This is a genomic window from Bradyrhizobium sp. PSBB068 (assembly GCA_016839165.1).
Classification (GTDB): domain Bacteria; phylum Pseudomonadota; class Alphaproteobacteria; order Rhizobiales; family Xanthobacteraceae; genus Bradyrhizobium.
Map to the genome: position 1 here is coordinate 2,044,931 of CP069300.1, position 15,547 is coordinate 2,060,477.

The 15,547-nt window shown below is 64.5% G+C and carries 14 protein-coding genes and 1 pseudogene; 7 read left to right on the plus strand and 8 right to left on the minus strand.

Features of this window, described 5'->3' with window-relative positions; translation table 11 throughout:
• Nucleotides 1-159 precede the first annotated feature (159 nt).
• Nucleotides 160-1,038 (plus strand): glutathione-dependent disulfide-bond oxidoreductase, encoded by an 879-nt coding sequence (yghU, locus tag JQ507_09520; GenBank protein ID QRI71686.1) that lies wholly within the window; start codon nt 160-162, stop codon nt 1,036-1,038.
• Between the two features lie 218 nt (nt 1,039-1,256).
• Here yghU and JQ507_09525 read toward each other — a convergent pair whose 3' ends face one another.
• From JQ507_09525 to JQ507_09545, 5 genes and pseudogenes are all read right to left on the minus strand, one after another.
• On the minus strand, nt 1,257-1,532 hold the full coding sequence (locus JQ507_09525) for an N-acetyltransferase (protein ID QRI71687.1): 276 nt from the start codon (nt 1,530-1,532) through the stop codon (nt 1,257-1,259).
• A gap of 11 nt (nt 1,533-1,543) precedes the next feature.
• Entirely contained in the window at nt 1,544-2,161 is a 618-nt protein-coding gene (locus JQ507_09530) for a flavin reductase family protein (GenBank protein ID QRI71688.1), read from the minus strand.
• A gap of 172 nt (nt 2,162-2,333) precedes the next feature.
• Nucleotides 2,334-3,608 carry an acyl-CoA dehydrogenase family protein gene (locus JQ507_09535; protein QRI71689.1) on the minus strand — a complete coding sequence of 425 codons (1,275 nt, stop codon included), beginning with the start codon at nt 3,606-3,608 and terminating at the stop codon, nt 2,334-2,336.
• Nucleotides 3,609-3,771: 163 nt separating this feature from the next.
• On the minus strand, nt 3,772-4,149 hold the full coding sequence (locus JQ507_09540) for a VOC family protein (GenBank protein ID QRI71690.1): 378 nt from the start codon (nt 4,147-4,149) through the stop codon (nt 3,772-3,774).
• Between the two features lie 294 nt (nt 4,150-4,443).
• Nucleotides 4,444-5,227: pseudogene (locus tag JQ507_09545) on the minus strand (SDR family oxidoreductase).
• 151 nt (nt 5,228-5,378) lie between these two features.
• Here JQ507_09545 and JQ507_09550 point away from each other — a divergent pair.
• The 3 genes from JQ507_09550 to JQ507_09560 are packed head-to-tail and all read left to right on the plus strand — an operon-like array spanning nt 5,379 to nt 7,529.
• Nucleotides 5,379-6,173 carry an enoyl-CoA hydratase/isomerase gene (locus tag JQ507_09550; protein QRI71691.1) on the plus strand — a complete coding sequence of 265 codons (795 nt, stop codon included), beginning with the start codon at nt 5,379-5,381 and terminating at the stop codon, nt 6,171-6,173.
• A complete protein-coding gene (locus tag JQ507_09555; GenBank protein QRI71692.1) occupies nt 6,170-7,156 on the plus strand; it encodes a phosphotransferase family protein in 987 nt (328 codons plus the stop codon). Before JQ507_09550 ends, JQ507_09555 begins: the two co-directional genes overlap by 4 nt.
• A gap of 1 nt (nt 7,157) precedes the next feature.
• On the plus strand, nt 7,158-7,529 hold the full coding sequence (locus tag JQ507_09560) for a hypothetical protein (protein QRI71693.1): 372 nt from the start codon (nt 7,158-7,160) through the stop codon (nt 7,527-7,529).
• 177 nt (nt 7,530-7,706) lie between these two features.
• Here JQ507_09560 and JQ507_09565 read toward each other — a convergent pair whose 3' ends face one another.
• Nucleotides 7,707-8,486 carry an enoyl-CoA hydratase/isomerase family protein gene (locus tag JQ507_09565; protein ID QRI71694.1) on the minus strand — a complete coding sequence of 260 codons (780 nt, stop codon included), beginning with the start codon at nt 8,484-8,486 and terminating at the stop codon, nt 7,707-7,709.
• A 220-nt stretch (nt 8,487-8,706) separates the two neighbouring features.
• On the opposite strand from JQ507_09565, the gene JQ507_09570 reads away from it, so the two are divergent.
• The gene (locus JQ507_09570) at nt 8,707-9,981 is read left to right on the plus strand and encodes an acyl-CoA dehydrogenase family protein (protein QRI71695.1); all 1,275 of its coding nucleotides are present in this window, start codon (nt 8,707-8,709) and stop codon (nt 9,979-9,981) included.
• A gap of 218 nt (nt 9,982-10,199) precedes the next feature.
• Here JQ507_09570 and JQ507_09575 read toward each other — a convergent pair whose 3' ends face one another.
• Both JQ507_09575 and JQ507_09580 read right to left on the minus strand, forming a co-directional pair.
• Nucleotides 10,200-11,780, minus strand: coding sequence for a fatty acid--CoA ligase (locus tag JQ507_09575; GenBank protein ID QRI71696.1), 1,581 nt, complete (start codon nt 11,778-11,780; stop codon nt 10,200-10,202).
• Nucleotides 11,781-12,019: 239 nt separating this feature from the next.
• Nucleotides 12,020-12,895: an SDR family oxidoreductase gene (locus tag JQ507_09580; protein QRI71697.1), complete on the minus strand. Its 876-nt coding sequence runs from the start codon at nt 12,893-12,895 to the stop codon at nt 12,020-12,022.
• 100 nt (nt 12,896-12,995) lie between these two features.
• Here JQ507_09580 and JQ507_09585 point away from each other — a divergent pair, with 100 nt between their 5' ends.
• A complete protein-coding gene (locus JQ507_09585; GenBank protein ID QRI71698.1) occupies nt 12,996-13,805 on the plus strand; it encodes a crotonase/enoyl-CoA hydratase family protein in 810 nt (269 codons plus the stop codon).
• Between the two features lie 85 nt (nt 13,806-13,890).
• Entirely contained in the window at nt 13,891-15,438 is a 1,548-nt protein-coding gene (locus tag JQ507_09590; protein ID QRI71699.1) for an AMP-binding protein, read from the plus strand.
• Nucleotides 15,439-15,547: the final 109 nt, after the last annotated feature.

The following is a 15,547-nucleotide window of genomic DNA, read 5'->3' on the forward strand; positions in this document are numbered from 1 at the left end:
GGCGTCGCTTGGCTGCATCGCTCGCAGCGCATTCCGCTGGATAGAAAATGCGATCTGCCGGGGTGGGCAAAGCGAAGTTTGCCCACCATCTAGTGCGGATATGTGGATGGGCACGGCGGTTGCCGCGCCATGGAAAATTGGAAACCGGGAGCCACCGACGTGACCGACACCTCTGCCTACGAGCCGCCGAAAGTCTGGACCTGGAACAAGGAGAGCGGCGGGCGCTTCGCCAGCATCAACCGGCCGATCGCGGGTCCTACCCACGACAAGGAGCTGCCGGTCGGCCGGCATCCGCTGCAACTCTATTCGCTGGCGACGCCGAACGGCGTCAAGGTCACCGTGATGCTGGAAGAGCTGCTCGCGGCGGGTCACACAGGCGCGGAGTACGACGCCTGGCTGATCAAGATCGACGGCAACCAGTTCGGCAGCGGCTTCGTCGCGGTCAATCCGAACTCCAAGATTCCGGCGCTGATGGATCGCAGTGGGCCCGAGCCGATCCGGGTGTTCGAGTCGGGCTCGATCCTGGTCTACCTTGCGGAGAAGTTCGGCGCCTTCCTGCCGACCGACGTCAAGACCCGCGCCGAAACCTTCTCCTGGCTGTTCTGGCAGATGGGCTCGGCGCCCTATCTCGGCGGCGGCTTCGGGCATTTCTATGCCTATGCGCCGACCAAGATCGAATACGCCATCGACCGCTTTGCGATGGAGGTGAAGCGCCAGCTCGACGTGCTGGACCGCAGGCTTGCCGACAACGAATATCTCGCAGGCGACGTCTACACCATCGCCGACATGGCGGTGTGGCCCTGGTATGGCGGGCTCGCCAAGGGCCTGCTTTACGGCGGCGGCGAATTCCTCTCGGTGCAGGACTACAAGAACGTGCAGCGCTGGACCGACGCGATCGCGGCACGGCCCGCGGTGAAGCGCGGCCGCATGGTCAACCGCACCTGGGGCGAGCCGTCGAGCCAGCTCCACGAGCGCCATGACGCCAGCGATTTCGAGACCAGGACGCAGGACAAGATCAGCGAGCAGGCGGCGTCGTAGTCTGCGCGATCGATTTGACCCGTCATCCTGAGAGATTCTGAAGCTTTCACCGTCGTCATTGCGAGGAGCGAAGCGACGAAGCAATCCATTCTTCCGCGTATGCGGCGCGGTGGATTGCTTCGCGAAGCCTGTCATCCGGCGGCGCTTCGCGCCGACCGGGTGGCTCGCAATGACGATGATCCGTTATGAGGAACGCGTTCCGCGCTCCTCACCATGCATCACCCCAGCAAATCATCATACTCCGGGTTCTTCTTCATGAAGCCCTGGATGAACTCGCATTTCACGACGAGCTTGATCTTCTGCGCGCGTACGGCATCGAGCGTGGCGCGGGCGAGCTTGGAGCCGATGCCGCGGCCGCCGAGCTCCGGCGGCACTTCGGTGTGGACGAGCGTGATCGTATCCGGCGTCTTGCGGTAGACCACGAAGGCGGTGTGGCCGTCGACTGCGAGCTCGAACCGGCTCTGCGCAGCGTTGTCGCGGAATGCTTCAGTCATCGCGGTCTCTCCTATTTCGTCTTTGCGCCCTCGGCCGCGGGAAACACCATGCGGTCGTCGGTGCGGCAGTAGCGGTCGGCGAACATGCGGCCGATCGGGTGATAGCGCTCCATGTGCACGCGCATGGCATCACGATCCCACAATTCGTCGCGGATGTGGAAGTGGATGCCTTCGCCCATGATCAGCTCGCGGTCGCCGTTGACGTCGATCAGCTTCCAGGTCCTGCACTCCATCGCAAACGGCGCGTCCGCGAGCCTGGGCACCGCGATCTTGCTGGACGGCGCGAGCTTGAGGCCGAGGTAGTCTGGCTCGCCGATCTCGGGCGGGAAGTCGCCCGAGCTCTCGTGCATCGCGCGCGCCAGCGGTTCATCGGTCAGGTTGACCACGAATTCACCCAGGCGCTGGATGTTGACCATCGTGTCCTTCTCACGGCCATCCGGCCGGCGATTGACCGCGAACATGCAGAGCGGCGGGTCTTCGCAGAACACGTTGAAGAACGAGAACGGCGCCGCATTGACCACGCCGTCCGGCCCGAGGCTCGTGACCCAGGCTATCGGCCGCGGCAGCACGAAGGAGGTCAGCACCTTGTAGCGTTCGCGTTGGGTGAGGTCGCTTGCGGAATATTCCATGGGAGCTCTCGCTTGCTTGCCTCGCCCCGCTTGCGGGGAGAGGTCGGAATTCAAGCGTAGCTTGAATTCCGGGTGAGGGGGACTCTCCGCGAGTCCCGTCTCTCACTGTCCGCGCGGAGACTCCCCCTCATCCCGACCTTCTCCCCGCGCGCGGGGAGAAGGGGGAGAGGAACTACGTCATGCTCAGCTCGTGGCGGCCGACCACCATCCAGTGTACTTCGTCCGGACCGTCGGCGAAGCGGAGGTGGCGGACGTCCTGGTACATCTCGCCGAGCGGCGACCACTGCGAGATGCCGGTGGCGCCGTGCATCTGAATCGCCTGGTCGATCACCTTGCAGGCGCGCTCGGGCACCATGGCCTTGACCATCGAGACCCAGACGCGGGCTTCCTTGTTGCCGAGCACGTCCATCGCCTTGGCCGCCTTCAGCACCATCAGCCGCATCGCCTCGATCTCGCAGCGCGCCTGGGCGATGATCTGCATGTTGCCGCCGAGATGGGCGATCTTCTTGCCGAACGCTTCGCGGGTCAGGCCGCGCTGCACCATCATGTCGAGCGCCTTCTCGGCCTTGCCGATGGTGCGCATGCAGTGATGGATACGACCCGGTCCGAGGCGGACCTGCGAGATCTCGAAGCCGCGGCCTTCGCCGAGCAGCATGTTCTCCTTCGGCACCTTGCAATTGTTGAAGCGCAGATGCATGTGGCCGCGCGGCGCATGGTCATGGCCGAACACGTGCATGGGCCCGAGGATCTCGACGCCGGGGGTGTCGATCGGCACCAGGATCTGCGACTGCTGCTTGCTGGGCGCCGCATCGGGATTCGTCTTCACCATCACGATCATGATCTTGCAGCGCGGGTCGCCGGCGCCGGAGATGTAGTACTTCTCGCCGTTGATCACCCACTCGTCGCCGACCAGCTTGGCGGTGGTCGAGATGTTCTTGGCGTCGGAGGAGGCGACGTTCGGCTCGGTCATCGCATAGGCCGAGCGGATCTCGCCGTTGAGCAGCGGCTTCAGCCACTTCTCCTTCTGCGCCTTGGTGCCGACGCGCTCCAGCACTTCCATGTTGCCGGTGTCGGGCGCCGAGCAGTTCATGGTCTCGGAGGCCAGCGGGCTCTTGCCGAGCTCGGCGGCGATATAGGCGTAGTCGAGGTTGTTGAGGCCTTCGCCGGTCTCGGCGTCGGGCAGGAAGAAGTTCCAGAGGCCGACTTCCTTGGCCTTGTCCTTGGCCTTCTGCAGGATCGCGAGCTGCTCGTCGGTGAAGCTCCAGCGGTTGGTCTTCTTCTCGCCGGCGCGATAGAACTCGACCGACATCGGGTCGACGGTGTCGCGGATGAACTGCTTCACATGGTCGTAGAGCGGTCGGACCTTGTCCGACATCCTGAGATCGTTGAGCTCGTCGCCCGGATTGAGCGTGTAGTTCGTGGTGCGCGGCACATAGGCATGTTTCATTGTCGTTTCTCCCTCGCGAAGGCGCGTTTCGCGGCGGACAATAGACGCGTGCGGCGCGAAGCGCGAGCACCGATTTTCGCAGGATCGCTACCGCATCGCGGAATTTAGCGACGGCGTTTCAAACGTTGTTTGAACGCCGCCGCTCGCGACGCTGGATTGATCGTCAGGGCAACCGGTGCATCGCGCAGATCTTGTTGCCGTCGAGATCGCGCAGATAGGCGAGATAGAGCTTGATGCCGTTACCCTCGCGCACGCCCGGCGGATCCTCGATCGGCTTGCCGCCGTTGGCGACGCCGGCGGCGTGCCAGGCCTCGACCTGCTCCGGCGAAGAGCAGGCAAAGCCGATCGTGCCGCCATTGGCATGCGTCGCCGGTTCGCCGTCGATCGGCTTGGACACCATGAAAATGCCGGCCTTGGTGAGGTACATGATGCGGTGGCCGTCGAGCCGGGCCGGCCGGACATCGAGCGTGCCAAGCAGCGCATCATAGAACGCCTTGGCCTTGTCCAGATCGTTGGTGCCAACCATCACGTGTGAAAACATCCGAAATATCCTCCCTCTTGGTTATGAAAGCCGCCCTGTGCGTCCTTACGGCTCGAACGCTTAGCAGCAGTTTTGCCGCGACGGAAGCGACGCTGAGTCGCGCATCGATGATGTGGATGTATGTTTCACAGACGGTGCAACAATTCAGCGTCGTCCCGGCGAAGGCCGGGACCCATTACCACGAATGCGAATTGTTACGCGACGCTGGGGCCACAACTCACTCCCACAAGAAAACCTGTGGTTATGGGTCCCGGCCTTCGCCGGGACGACAGTTGGAGATGCCGCCGCGAAAACTCAGAACGCGGTGTACCCGCCGTCGATCACGAAGCAATCCGCCGTATGATAGGACGACGCCTTGCTCATCAGATACACGGCGATGCCGCCGAAATCGCTCGGCTCGCCGAAGCGGCGCACCGGGATGCGCGGCATCACGTTGGCGACGAACTTGTCGTTGGCCATGATGCCGGCGGTCATGTCGCTCTTGATCCAGCCGGGCAGGATCGCGTTCGCGGTGACGCCGTGGCGGGCGAGCTCGACGCCGAGCGCGCGGCACAGCGCGTTCAACGCGGCCTTGGTGCCCGCATAGTGCTCGTTGCGCGCAGTGCCGAACAGCGAGGCGAGGCTCGAGGTCGCGACCAGCCGGCCGAACTTGTCGCCGGCCTCGGACCGCTCGGTCATGTGGCGTGCCGCAGCCTGGAATACGTGGAACACGCCGTCGAGATTGGTCGCGAACATCCGTCGCCATTCCTCCTCGGTGCGGTCGATGAAGGAGCGGCGTCCGCCGCCACCGATGCCGGCATTGGCGAAGCAGCCGTCGACGCGGCCGAAGGTGTCGAGGGTTGCCTTCATCGCGGTCTTGACCGAGCCGGGATCGCTGACGTCGCAGAATTGGGTTGCGACCTTGCCTGGGCCGGCCTTCATCGACGTTGCGGCGTTGGCGTTTTTTTTCCGCGTTGCGGCCCCAGATCGCGACGTTGCAGCCCGCGGCGTTGAGTGCCTGCGCGATGCCGAGGCCGATGCCGCCATTGCCGCCGGTGATGACAGCGACGCGGCCGGTGAGATCGAAGATGCCACTCATTGGGGTTTCCATTTGGTTTGGTGCGCGCTAATCACGCGTTCACGGATGGGCTTGCCGTCGACCATGGACAAGCCCGGCACAAAAATCAAATATGGGTCGAAACATCGACCTGCCGCGGTACCAACGGCCGCAACAACGTAAAGAGGAAACCATGCAGTTCAAGCACGTCACGCTCGACTTCGACGGATCGGTCGCGATCCTCAAACTCGACCATCAGGAAGTCATGAACGCGGTCTCGATCGACATGCTGGGCGGCCTTGCCGAGGCGCTCGATGCGATCGACGACAAGCGCGACGAGGTGCGCTGCCTGGTCATCACCGGCGCCGGCCGCGCCTTCTGCACCGGCGCCAATCTGCAGGGCCGCAACACGCAGGCTAAGCCCGGCCGGAGCAACGCCGGCGCGGCGCTGGAGACCGCGTTCCATCCGTTCCTGCGCCGATTGCGTAAGCTGCACTGTCCGATCGTGACGGCGGTGAACGGACCGGCCGCCGGCGCCGGGATGAGTTTTGCATTGATGGGCGATCTGATCCTGTGCGCGCGCTCGTCCTATTTCCTGCAGGCGTTCCGCCGCATCGGCCTGGTGCCGGATTGCGGTTCGACCTGGCTGCTGCCGCGGCTGATCGGCAAGGCGCGTTCGGTCGAGCTGTCGCTGCTCGGCGAGCGGCTGCCGGCCGAGAAGGCGTTGGAATGGGGCCTCGTCAACCGCGTCTATGACGACGCCGCGCTGATGGAGGAGACCATGAAGCTCGCGCACGATCTCGCCAACGGCCCGACGATCGCGCTGTCGCTGATCCGCAAGCTCTATTGGGACAGCCCGGAAAACACCCTCGAGGATCAGCTCAATCTGGAATGCGAGTCGCAGCGGATCGCGGGCCGCGCCGAGGATTTCAAGGAAGGTGTCACCGCGTTCCTCGAGAAGCGGCCGGCGAAGTTCAAGGGCAAATGATCGAGACCGAACTCAGCCGCTGCGTCGCCACGTTTCATCCCGGCGCGACCGGCGTCACCGGCGCGGCAAAGCTCTCCGGCGGCGCCAGCCAGGAGACCTGGACGTTCGACATCGTGCATCCGGACGGCACGATCGGCGCGATCCTGCGCCGCGCGCCGCCGGGCTACGGCGCCGCGCCCGGCCGCGCCGCCGGCCTCGATGCCGAGGCCATGCTGATGCAGCTCGCGCATGACGCGGGCCTGCCGTCGCCGAAGGTGATGCACGTCTTGAGGCCGGAGGACGGCCTTGGCCGCGGCTTCATCATGGCGCGGGTCGAAGGCGAAACCATCGCGCGGAAAATTTTGCGCGACGAGGAATATGCGGCCGCGCGGCCGATCCTGGCGCGCCAGCTCGGCCGCGTCATCGCCGGCATCCATGGCCTGCCGCAGGCGAGACTGCCGAAGCTGCGCAGCCTGACGGCGACCAAGGAGATCGAGGATCTCTCCCGCGAGTATCGCAGCTTCAACTGGCCGCGGCCGGTGTTCGAGCTGGCGCTGCGCTGGCTGCGCGATCACGATCCCGGCCCGTCGTCCGAGGTGACGCTGGTGCATGGCGATTTTCGCCACGGCAACCTGATCATCGCCCCCGACGGGGTACGTGCGGTCCTCGACTGGGAGCTCGCGCATTTCGGCGACCCGATGGAAGATCTCGGCTGGATCTGCGTCAATTCCTGGCGCTTCGGCGAGATCGACAAGCCAGTCGGCGGTTTTGGCACGCGCGAGGATCTGTTCGCGGGCTACGAGGAGGCCGGTCGCAAGGCCGATCCGGACCGCGTGATGTTCTGGGAAGTGATGGGCACGCTGCGCTGGGGCGTGATGTGCTGCGGCATGATGCAGCGCTTCCGCTCCGGCCCCGATCACTCGATGGAGCGCGCGATGATCGGGCGCCGCGCATCGGAGACCGAGATCGATCTGCTGAGGCTACTCGCACCGAGAGGTCGTTGAGATGCAGGACGAACCGACACCCACCGAACTGATCAAGGCCGTTGCCGATTTCCTGCGCAACGAGATCGCGCCTGTCATCAAGGGCCACAACAGCTTCAAGCTGCGCGTCGGGATCAATGCGCTGGACCTGGTGACGCGGCAGCTCGCGCTCGCCGAGGCAGGCGATGCGACCGAGGCTGCGCGGTTGAAGCAACTGCTCGGCGCCGACGGCACGCTGATGGAGCTGAACCGCGCGCTATCGGAGAAGATCGCCAGCGGCGAGGTCGATCTGACAACGCCAGGGCTGACAGAACATCTCTGGCAGACCACGATGGACAAGCTCGCCGTCGATCAGCCGAACTACGCGTCCTACAAGAGGGAACTCGAAACGTAGGATGGGTATCGCTGCGCTCAATTGGCCGCAATGTATCCGACGTCGTCCCGGCGAAGGCCGGGACCCATAACCACAAATTCCGGTTGTCTCGCACTGCCGGAACGACGATCCCGTTCACAACACTGGCTGCGGCGTATGGGTCCCGGCCTTCGCCGGGACGACGAGTGGAGGGAGCAGCTACCGCCCCAGCCACTTCGGCGGACGCTTCTCCGAGAATGCCTTCGGGCCCTCGATGTAATCCTGCGAGGCGGCCATCGCCTTCACCGCGGGATATTCGCGCTGCTCGGCGATCGCCTGTTCGAGCGAGACTTCGAGGCCCTTCTGGATCGCCTGCTTGGAGGCGCGGATCGACATCGGCGAGTTCTTGGTGATGGTCTCGGCCCAGCGCTCGGCGGCGGCGAGCGCCTCGCCCTGCGGCACCACCTCGTTGACGAAGCCGAGCTCGAGGCCCTCCTTGGCGCTGACATGGCGCGCGGTCAGGATCATGCCCATGGCGCGCTTCAGGCCGATCTGGCGCGGCAGCCGGTGCACGCCGCCGGCGAGCGCAGCGAGGCCGACGCGCGGCTCGGGCAAGGCGAAGGTCGCATTCTCTGCGGCGATGATCAGGTCGCAGGCCAGCGCGATCTCGAACCCGCCGCCCATCGCGACGCCGTTGACCGCGGCGATGATCGGCTTGTCGCAGTCGAAACGGCTGGTGAGGCCGGCGAAGCCGCCCTTGTCCCAGCCGCGCTTGCCGCCGGCGGCCTGCCATTTCAGGTCGTTGCCGGCGCAGAACGCCTTTTCGCCGGCGCCGGTGACGATCGCGACCCACTGCTCGGGATCGGCGGAGAACTCGTCGAACACCTTGTTGAGCTCGAAATGCGCGTCGATATGCAGCGCATTGTAAACCTCGGGCCGCGACAGCGTCACGATGGTGATGGGACCCTTGCGCGTCACCTTGGAGAATTTCAGATCCATGTTTGCTCCCGTCGATTTTCTGCGGCGAAGAATATGGGCGATATCCTAGCGCCTGCGTGCCGTTCCATGCCATCCAATTGCGCAAGGCGACCGCGCGTGCAAGCCTCACTCGACTGCTTGACTTGGCCGCGCGCTTCTCACCTTAATCGATCCGAACGCGGATGCGCAGTAGCGCCTAAACGCAAAACCAGAATCAACAATATCTTCGGGAGAGACCGCCTTGGATTTCAACCTGCCGGCTGACCTGACAGCCTATCTCGCCGAGCTCGACCAATTCATCGAACGCGAGATCAAGCCGCTGGAAGCGGCTGACGACAACATCCGCTTCTTCGATCATCGCCGCGAATGGGCGCGCACCGATTTCGACAAGGGCGGCCTGCCGCGCCATGAATGGGAGCTGTTGCTGCGCAAGGTCAAGAACCTGGCCGACGCCGCCGGCCATCTGCGCTTTGCGATCCCGAAGCGTTACGGCGGCAAGGACGGCTCCAATCTCTGGATGGCCGTGATCCGCGAGCATTTCGCCTCGAAGGGGCTTGGCCTGCACAACGATCTGCAGAACGAGCATTCGATCGTCGGCAACCTGCCGATCGTCACCATGCTCGACCGCTACGGCACCGACGAGCAGAAGGCGATGATCGACGGCTCGATCACCGGCAAGTACCGCATCACGTTCGGTCTGACGGAGCCGGACCACGGCTCGGATGCGACGCATATGGAGACCAAGGCGGTCCAGGCCACGCGCGACAACGTCAAGGGCTGGATCATCAACGGCGAGAAGATGTGGACGACGGGCATGCATGTCGCCACGCACTGCGCGCTGTTCGCCCGCACCTCGGGCAATGACGGCGACGCCCGCGGCATCAGCTGCTTCCTGGTGCCGGCGAAGTCGCCGGGCGTGAAGGTCGAGGAGTATATGTGGACCTTCAACATGCCGACCGATCACCCGCGGGTCAGCTTCACCGACGTGTTCGTGCCTGAGGATGCGCAGTTCGGCGAGGTCGGCCGCGGCCTGTCGCTGGCGCAATGCTTTGTCCATGAGAACCGCATCCGCCAGGCGGCAAGCTCGCTGGGCGCTGCGGTCTATTGCATCAACGAGAGCGTGAAGTACGCGCGTGAGCGAAAACCGTTCGGCAAGGCGCTGGCCGAGAACCAGGCGATTCAGTGGCCGCTGGTCGAGCTTGCGACTCAGGCCGAGATGCTCAGGCTTTTGATCCGCAAGACCGCATGGGAGATGGATCAGCTGACCCAGGCCCAGGTCGAGCACACGCTGTCGGACCGGGTCTCGATGTGCAATTTCTGGGCAAACCGGCTGTGCTGTGAGGCCGCCGACCGCGCGATGCAGGTGCATGGCGGCATGGGCTATTCGCGCCACAAGCCGTTCGAGCACATCTACCGCCACCATCGCCGCTATCGCATCACCGAAGGCAGCGAGGAGATCCAGAAGCGCAAGGTGGCGGGCTTCCTGTTCGGCTACATGGGAGCCAGCAAGCACTGAGCCTGGGCGGAGGAGGCGCAGGAGCGCGGGCGGGTGTTGCGGGGGGAGGAAGAAGAAGGCGTGATGACTCTCTCCGCCGTCGTCCTTGCGAAAGCAGGGACCCACAACCAAGAGAGGTCGTTGATGCGGTAAGCTGTGGCCCCAGCATTATGCCGCAACGGACAGCGGTGGTTATGGGTCCCGGCTCGCGCTTCGCTTGGCCGGGACGACAGTGTGGGCTAATTCACCTGCCGGTCCTTGCCCGCCCAATACGGTTCACGCAGGCTGCGCCGCAGGATCTTGCCCGACGGGTTGCGCGGCAGCGCCGGGATGAAGTCGACCGATTTCGGCGTCTTGTAGCCGGCGATGCGCTCGCGGGTGAAGTTGATGATGTCGGTCGCGGTCGCGCTCTTGCCCGGCTTCATCACCACGACGGCCTTCACCGCCTCGCCCCATTTGTCGTCGGGAATGCCGATCACGGCGGCTTCGGCGACATCAGGATGATCGCACAGCGCGCTCTCGACCTCGGCCGGATAGATGTTCTCGCCGCCGGAGATGATCATGTCCTTGATGCGGTCGTGGATGTAGAGATAACCATCCTCGTCCATGTAGCCGGCATCGCCGGTGCGCAGCCAGCCGTCGCCGTCGATCGTCTTCGCGGTGGCCTCGGGCAGATTCCAGTAGCCGGTCATGTTGGAGCCGGAGCGGGTGGCTATCTCGCCGACTTCGCGCGGCGGCAGCGGCTTGCCGTTCTCGTCGAGAATCGCGAGCTCGACGCCGGCCACCGCCTTGCCGGCCGAGCGCATCCGCTCGAGCCCTTCGACATGGTCTTCGGGCGGTAGTGCGACGATGGTGCCGGTGGTCTCGGTCATGCCGTACATCTGCACGAAGCCGCATTTGAAGACCTCGATGCACTCCTTCAGCAGCGCCGCCGGGATCGGCGAAGCGCCGTAGAGCATGTATTTCAGGCGTGAGAAATCGACCTGTCGCGCGCGCGGCTGCCGCACCACGAACTGCATCGCCGCCGGCACCATGAACAGTTTCGTGATCCCGGACTGCTCGAAGAAGTCGAGCACCTTGGTCGGGTCGAACTCGCGCGCGATCACGCCGCGGGCGCCGTGGTACAGCCCCATCACACCCCAGCCGGAGCCGCCGATGTGGAAGATCGGCATCGCGACCAGCGAGACGTCGTCGGTGGTCCATTTGTTCCAGTCGGGCTTGTCGGCTTCGTTGCCGCTCTGCACGAGGTTGAGGAAGTTGGCGTGCGACAGCATCGCGCCTTTCGGCTTGCCGGTCGTGCCGGAGGTGTAGAGCTGGATTGCGATGTCCCTCGGCTCGATCACGACGCGCGGATCGTCGCCGCTCTGCGCGTCGCGCCAGGCGACGAAGTCAGGCCATTCCGGCGCGCCGCCCTCGGTCGTGATGATGCTGCGAACGCTCGGCAGCTTGTCCTTGATGTTGCGCGCCTGGGTGATGAATTCGGGGCCGACGAACAGCACCGGCGCCTTGCAGTCGTCGACGATGAAAGCGACCTCGGGGCCCGCGAGGCGCCAGTTCACCGGCGCCATCACCACGCCGGCCTTCATCGCACCCATCAGCAATTCAAAATAGAAGTCGCTGTTCTTGCCGAGATAGGCGATGCGCTCGCCCTTCTTGATGCCCATCGCAATCAGCGCGTTGGCGACGCGGTTGGTCTTGACGTCGAATTCGGCGAAAGAGGTCTGCCGGCCCTCGAACTCATAGGCCAGCGCATCGCCGCGGCTCTTCGCGCGGTCGCGCACCATGTCGGCAAGGTTGCTCAGTTTCGGCGCGTTGGACATGTTTCCCCCGTGATGTTTTTTGTTGGCGCGGAGTGTGGCTGCATCGCGCGGGAAAAACAATACGGGGGATGGTGCAGGACGCGTCCACACCGTCGTCCCGGCGAAAGCCGGGACCCATAACCACGAATGTTAATGTGGCGCGACGCTAGGGCCGCAGCGAGCTTCACGACGCGCAACGGTGGTTATGGGTCCCGGCTTTCGCCGGGACGACGGCGGTGATTGCAGCAAGAACGCGGGCCTTACCCTCGCGCCGCGCGATCCTTCTCGTTCTGGGCCTTGATCGACTCCCGCGCCTTGGTCCAGTCGTCGTCGCTCCAGTCGCGGAGCTGGTAGAAATTGCCGCCCATCGCGAGCGCCTGCGCGCCGTCCATGGCGATGGTCTCGCCGTTGATCCAGTCGCAGCCGCCGGAGATCAGGAACACCGCGAGGTTCTGCAATTCCTCCATGGTGCCGACGCGGCCCATCGGGTTCATTGCCTTGGTGCGGGCGCCGGCCTCGTCACCGGGCTTGATGCGCTTGCTCATGCCCTCGGTCGGAATCTCGCCGGGCGCGATGGTGTTGAGACGAATGCCGTGACGGCCCCATTCGACCGCGAGCGACATGGTCATGGCATGGATCGCCGATTTGCTCATCGCCGACGGCACCACATAGGGCGAGCCGTTGCGCACCCAGGTCACCGTGATCGACACCACGTTGCCGCGATGGCCGCCGGCGATCCAGCGCCGGCCTACCGCGTGCGTCACGTAGAAGGTGCCATGCATCACGATGTTGGCCACGGCATCAAAGCCTCGCGCGGAAAGCTCTTCCGAGCGCGAGATGAAATTGCCGGCGGCGTTGTTGATCAGATCGGTGAGGGGACCGCTGGTGGTCCAGATCGCGTCGATCATCTCGTCGACCGCCATGGCATTGCGGATATCGACGCCGTGGCTGACCACGCGTCCGCCATGCTCGGCCATCAGCTCGGTGGCGGTCTCGTCGCAAACGCTCTTGCGGCGGCCGCAGATATGGACCTCGGCCCCGAGTTGCAGGAACCGGGTGGCCATGGCCTTTCCGAGGCCGGTGCCGCCGCCGGTTACCAGGATGCGCCGCCCGGCAAGAAGCTGATTGCTAAACATCGTTTCCTCCACGGGGGTTGTCAGTTAATTGGTCGATTGACTAAAAGCGGACAACGGCCTTTCTGTAAAGCGCCAACGAGGATCAGCGGAGGAGATTTCAATGGAAGATCGCGTTTCGATATCGATTTCAGACGGTATCGCCGATGTCCGCCTGGTGCGGGCGGACAAGATGAACGCGCTCGATGCCGCGATGTTCGAGGCATTGGTCGCCGCAACCGACCGGCTTTCCAAGGAAAAAGGGGTTCGGGTCGTGGTGCTGTCCGGCGAGGGCCGGGCGTTTTGTGCCGGCCTCGACATGGGCCGGTTCGCCGCCATGAAGGATGGCGGTAACGGAGTGCCGGGCGGCGAGAAGCGCGATCTCACGATCCGCACCCACGGCAAGGCCAATTTTCCGCAGCAGGCGGTGTGGGGCTGGCGCCAGCTCCCGGTGCCGGTGATTGCCGCGGTCCATGGCGTTGCGTTCGGCGGCGGCTTCCAGCTCGCGCTCGGCGCCGACATGCGTTTCCTCTCAACCGACGCACGGATGTCGATCATGGAGATCAAGTGGGGCCTCGTCCCCGACATGGCGGGCACGCCGATCCTGGCGAGCCTGGTGCGCGACGATATCCTGCGCGAGCTTACCTATACCGGCCGCATCTTCTCGGCGCAGGAGGCCCAGAGCTATGGCCTCGCCACCCGCGTCTGCGACGACCCGCGCACCGCTGCGCTCGAGGTCGCGCGCGAGATCGCCGGCAAGAGCCCGGATGCGATCCGTGCCGCGAAGCGCCTGCTGAACAATCTGTCGGTCGATCCGGCGGCCGCGCTGCTCGCGGAATCCGTCGAGCAGCAGAAGCTGCTCGGCAGTCCGAACCAGACCGAATCCGTGCGCGCCAATCTGGAGAAGCGCGCGCCGAAATTCGCGGATGCGTGATGACGAGCTGGCGTCATGGCCGGGTTCTCTCGGCTATGGCGGACACAACCAACCCTGCTAACCGACAACAAAGAACAAGAACAAAATGAGCGAAACGTCCCAGCCCTTCCTCGGCATCATCTCCGGCGAGCGCAGGCGTGATCACGCTGCGGTCGCCGAACGGGTCGACCGTATCGCCAGCGGCCTTGCCAAGCTCGGCGTCAAGCCGGGCGACAGCGTCTGCATGCTGATGCGCAACGACATCGCCTTCATCGAGGCCGCCTACGCTGCGATGCGGCTCGGCGCCTATGGCGTGCCGGTCAACTGGCACTTCAAGCCGGAGGAGATCAACTACGTGCTGACGGATTCCGGCACGCGGGTCCTGATCGCTCATGCCGACATGCTGCATCCGCTGCGCGGCGCGATCCCGCCTGACGTCACCGTGCTCAGCGTGCCGACGCCGCCGGAAATTCTCTCCAGCTACAAGATCAATCCCGATCATCTCGGAACCCCGGATTTCGCGATCGATTTCGAATCCTGGCTGGCGCAATTCCCGCGTTACGACGGCCCCGTCGTGCCGCAGCCGCAGAACATGATCTACACCTCGGGCACCACGGGCCATCCGAAGGGCGTCCGCCGTTTCGCGCCGACGCCGGAACAGACCGCTAATGCGGAAGCGATGCGGGCGATGATCTACGGGCTGAAGCCCGGGGCACGCGCGATCCTGCCGGGACCGCTTTATCATTCGGCGCCGAATTCCTTCGGACTGCGCTCCGGCCGGCTCGGCGGCGCGCTGGTGCTGATGCCGCGCTTCGACGCGGAGGAATTTCTGGCGCTGATCGAGCGCGAGCGGATCGACACCATCTTCATGGTGCCGACCATGTTCATCCGCCTGATGAAGCTGCCCGAAGAGGTGCGGAAGAAATACGACATGTCGTCGCTGCGCCATATCATCCATGCCGCGGCGCCGTGCCCGGCCGATGTCAAGCGCGCCATGATCGAATGGTGGGGACCGGTGATCTACGAATTCTACGGCTCGACCGAGTCGGGCGCGGTGACGTTCGCGACCTCGGAAGATGCGCTGAAGAAGCCCGGCACGGTCGGCAAGATCTCGCCCGGCGCCGAGCTTCGCTTCATCGGCGACGACGGCAAGGAGGTGCCTCAGGGGCAGATCGGCGAGATCTATTCGCGGATCGCCGGCAATCCGGATTTCACCTATCACAACAAGTCCGAGAAGCGTGCCGAGATCGACCGCGAAGGCTTCATCACCTCCGGCGACGTCGGTTATATCGACGCTGACGGCTACGTCTTCATCTGCGACCGCAAGCGCGACATGGTGATCTCGGGCGGCGTCAATATCTACCCGGCCGAGATCGAGGCCGTGCTGCATGCGGTGCCCGGTGTGCACGACTGCGCGGTGTTCGGCATTCCCGACGCCGAATTTGGCGAGGCGCTGATGGCGGTGGTCGAGCCGCAACCGGGTGTCACGCTCGACATCGCAGCGGTCCGTGCCCAGCTGAAGACCGCGCTCGCCGACTACAAGGTGCCCAAGCACATCGAGATCCAGACCAACCTGCCGCGCGAGGACTCCGGAAAGATCTTCAAGCGCCGGCTGCGTGACCCGTATTGGGAGCGGGCGGGGCGGAGGATCTAGCGCCGCAAACCTCGCCGTCGTCCCGGCGAAGGCCCTAGGGCATGCACACATCTAGTTGGGTGGGGATTCCCGAATCGGTATTTCGTGTGATTCATATTGCGGCACTTCG

Coding starts and splice junctions, on each gene's coding strand:
- JQ507_09525 (QRI71687.1), bottom strand. CDS start 1,532: ATGACTGAAGCATTCCGCGACAACGCTGCGCAGAGCCGGTTCGAGCTC.
- JQ507_09530 (QRI71688.1), bottom strand. CDS start 2,161: ATGGAATATTCCGCAAGCGACCTCACCCAACGCGAACGCTACAAGGTG.
- JQ507_09535 (QRI71689.1), bottom strand. CDS start 3,608: ATGAAACATGCCTATGTGCCGCGCACCACGAACTACACGCTCAATCCG.
- JQ507_09540 (QRI71690.1), bottom strand. CDS start 4,149: ATGTTTTCACACGTGATGGTTGGCACCAACGATCTGGACAAGGCCAAG.
- JQ507_09550 (QRI71691.1), top strand. CDS start 5,379: ATGCAGTTCAAGCACGTCACGCTCGACTTCGACGGATCGGTCGCGATC.
- JQ507_09555 (QRI71692.1), top strand. CDS start 6,170: ATGATCGAGACCGAACTCAGCCGCTGCGTCGCCACGTTTCATCCCGGC.
- JQ507_09560 (QRI71693.1), top strand. CDS start 7,158: ATGCAGGACGAACCGACACCCACCGAACTGATCAAGGCCGTTGCCGAT.
- JQ507_09565 (QRI71694.1), bottom strand. CDS start 8,486: ATGGATCTGAAATTCTCCAAGGTGACGCGCAAGGGTCCCATCACCATC.
- JQ507_09575 (QRI71696.1), bottom strand. CDS start 11,780: ATGTCCAACGCGCCGAAACTGAGCAACCTTGCCGACATGGTGCGCGAC.
- JQ507_09580 (QRI71697.1), bottom strand. CDS start 12,895: ATGTTTAGCAATCAGCTTCTTGCCGGGCGGCGCATCCTGGTAACCGGC.
- JQ507_09585 (QRI71698.1), top strand. CDS start 12,996: ATGGAAGATCGCGTTTCGATATCGATTTCAGACGGTATCGCCGATGTC.
- JQ507_09590 (QRI71699.1), top strand. CDS start 13,891: ATGAGCGAAACGTCCCAGCCCTTCCTCGGCATCATCTCCGGCGAGCGC.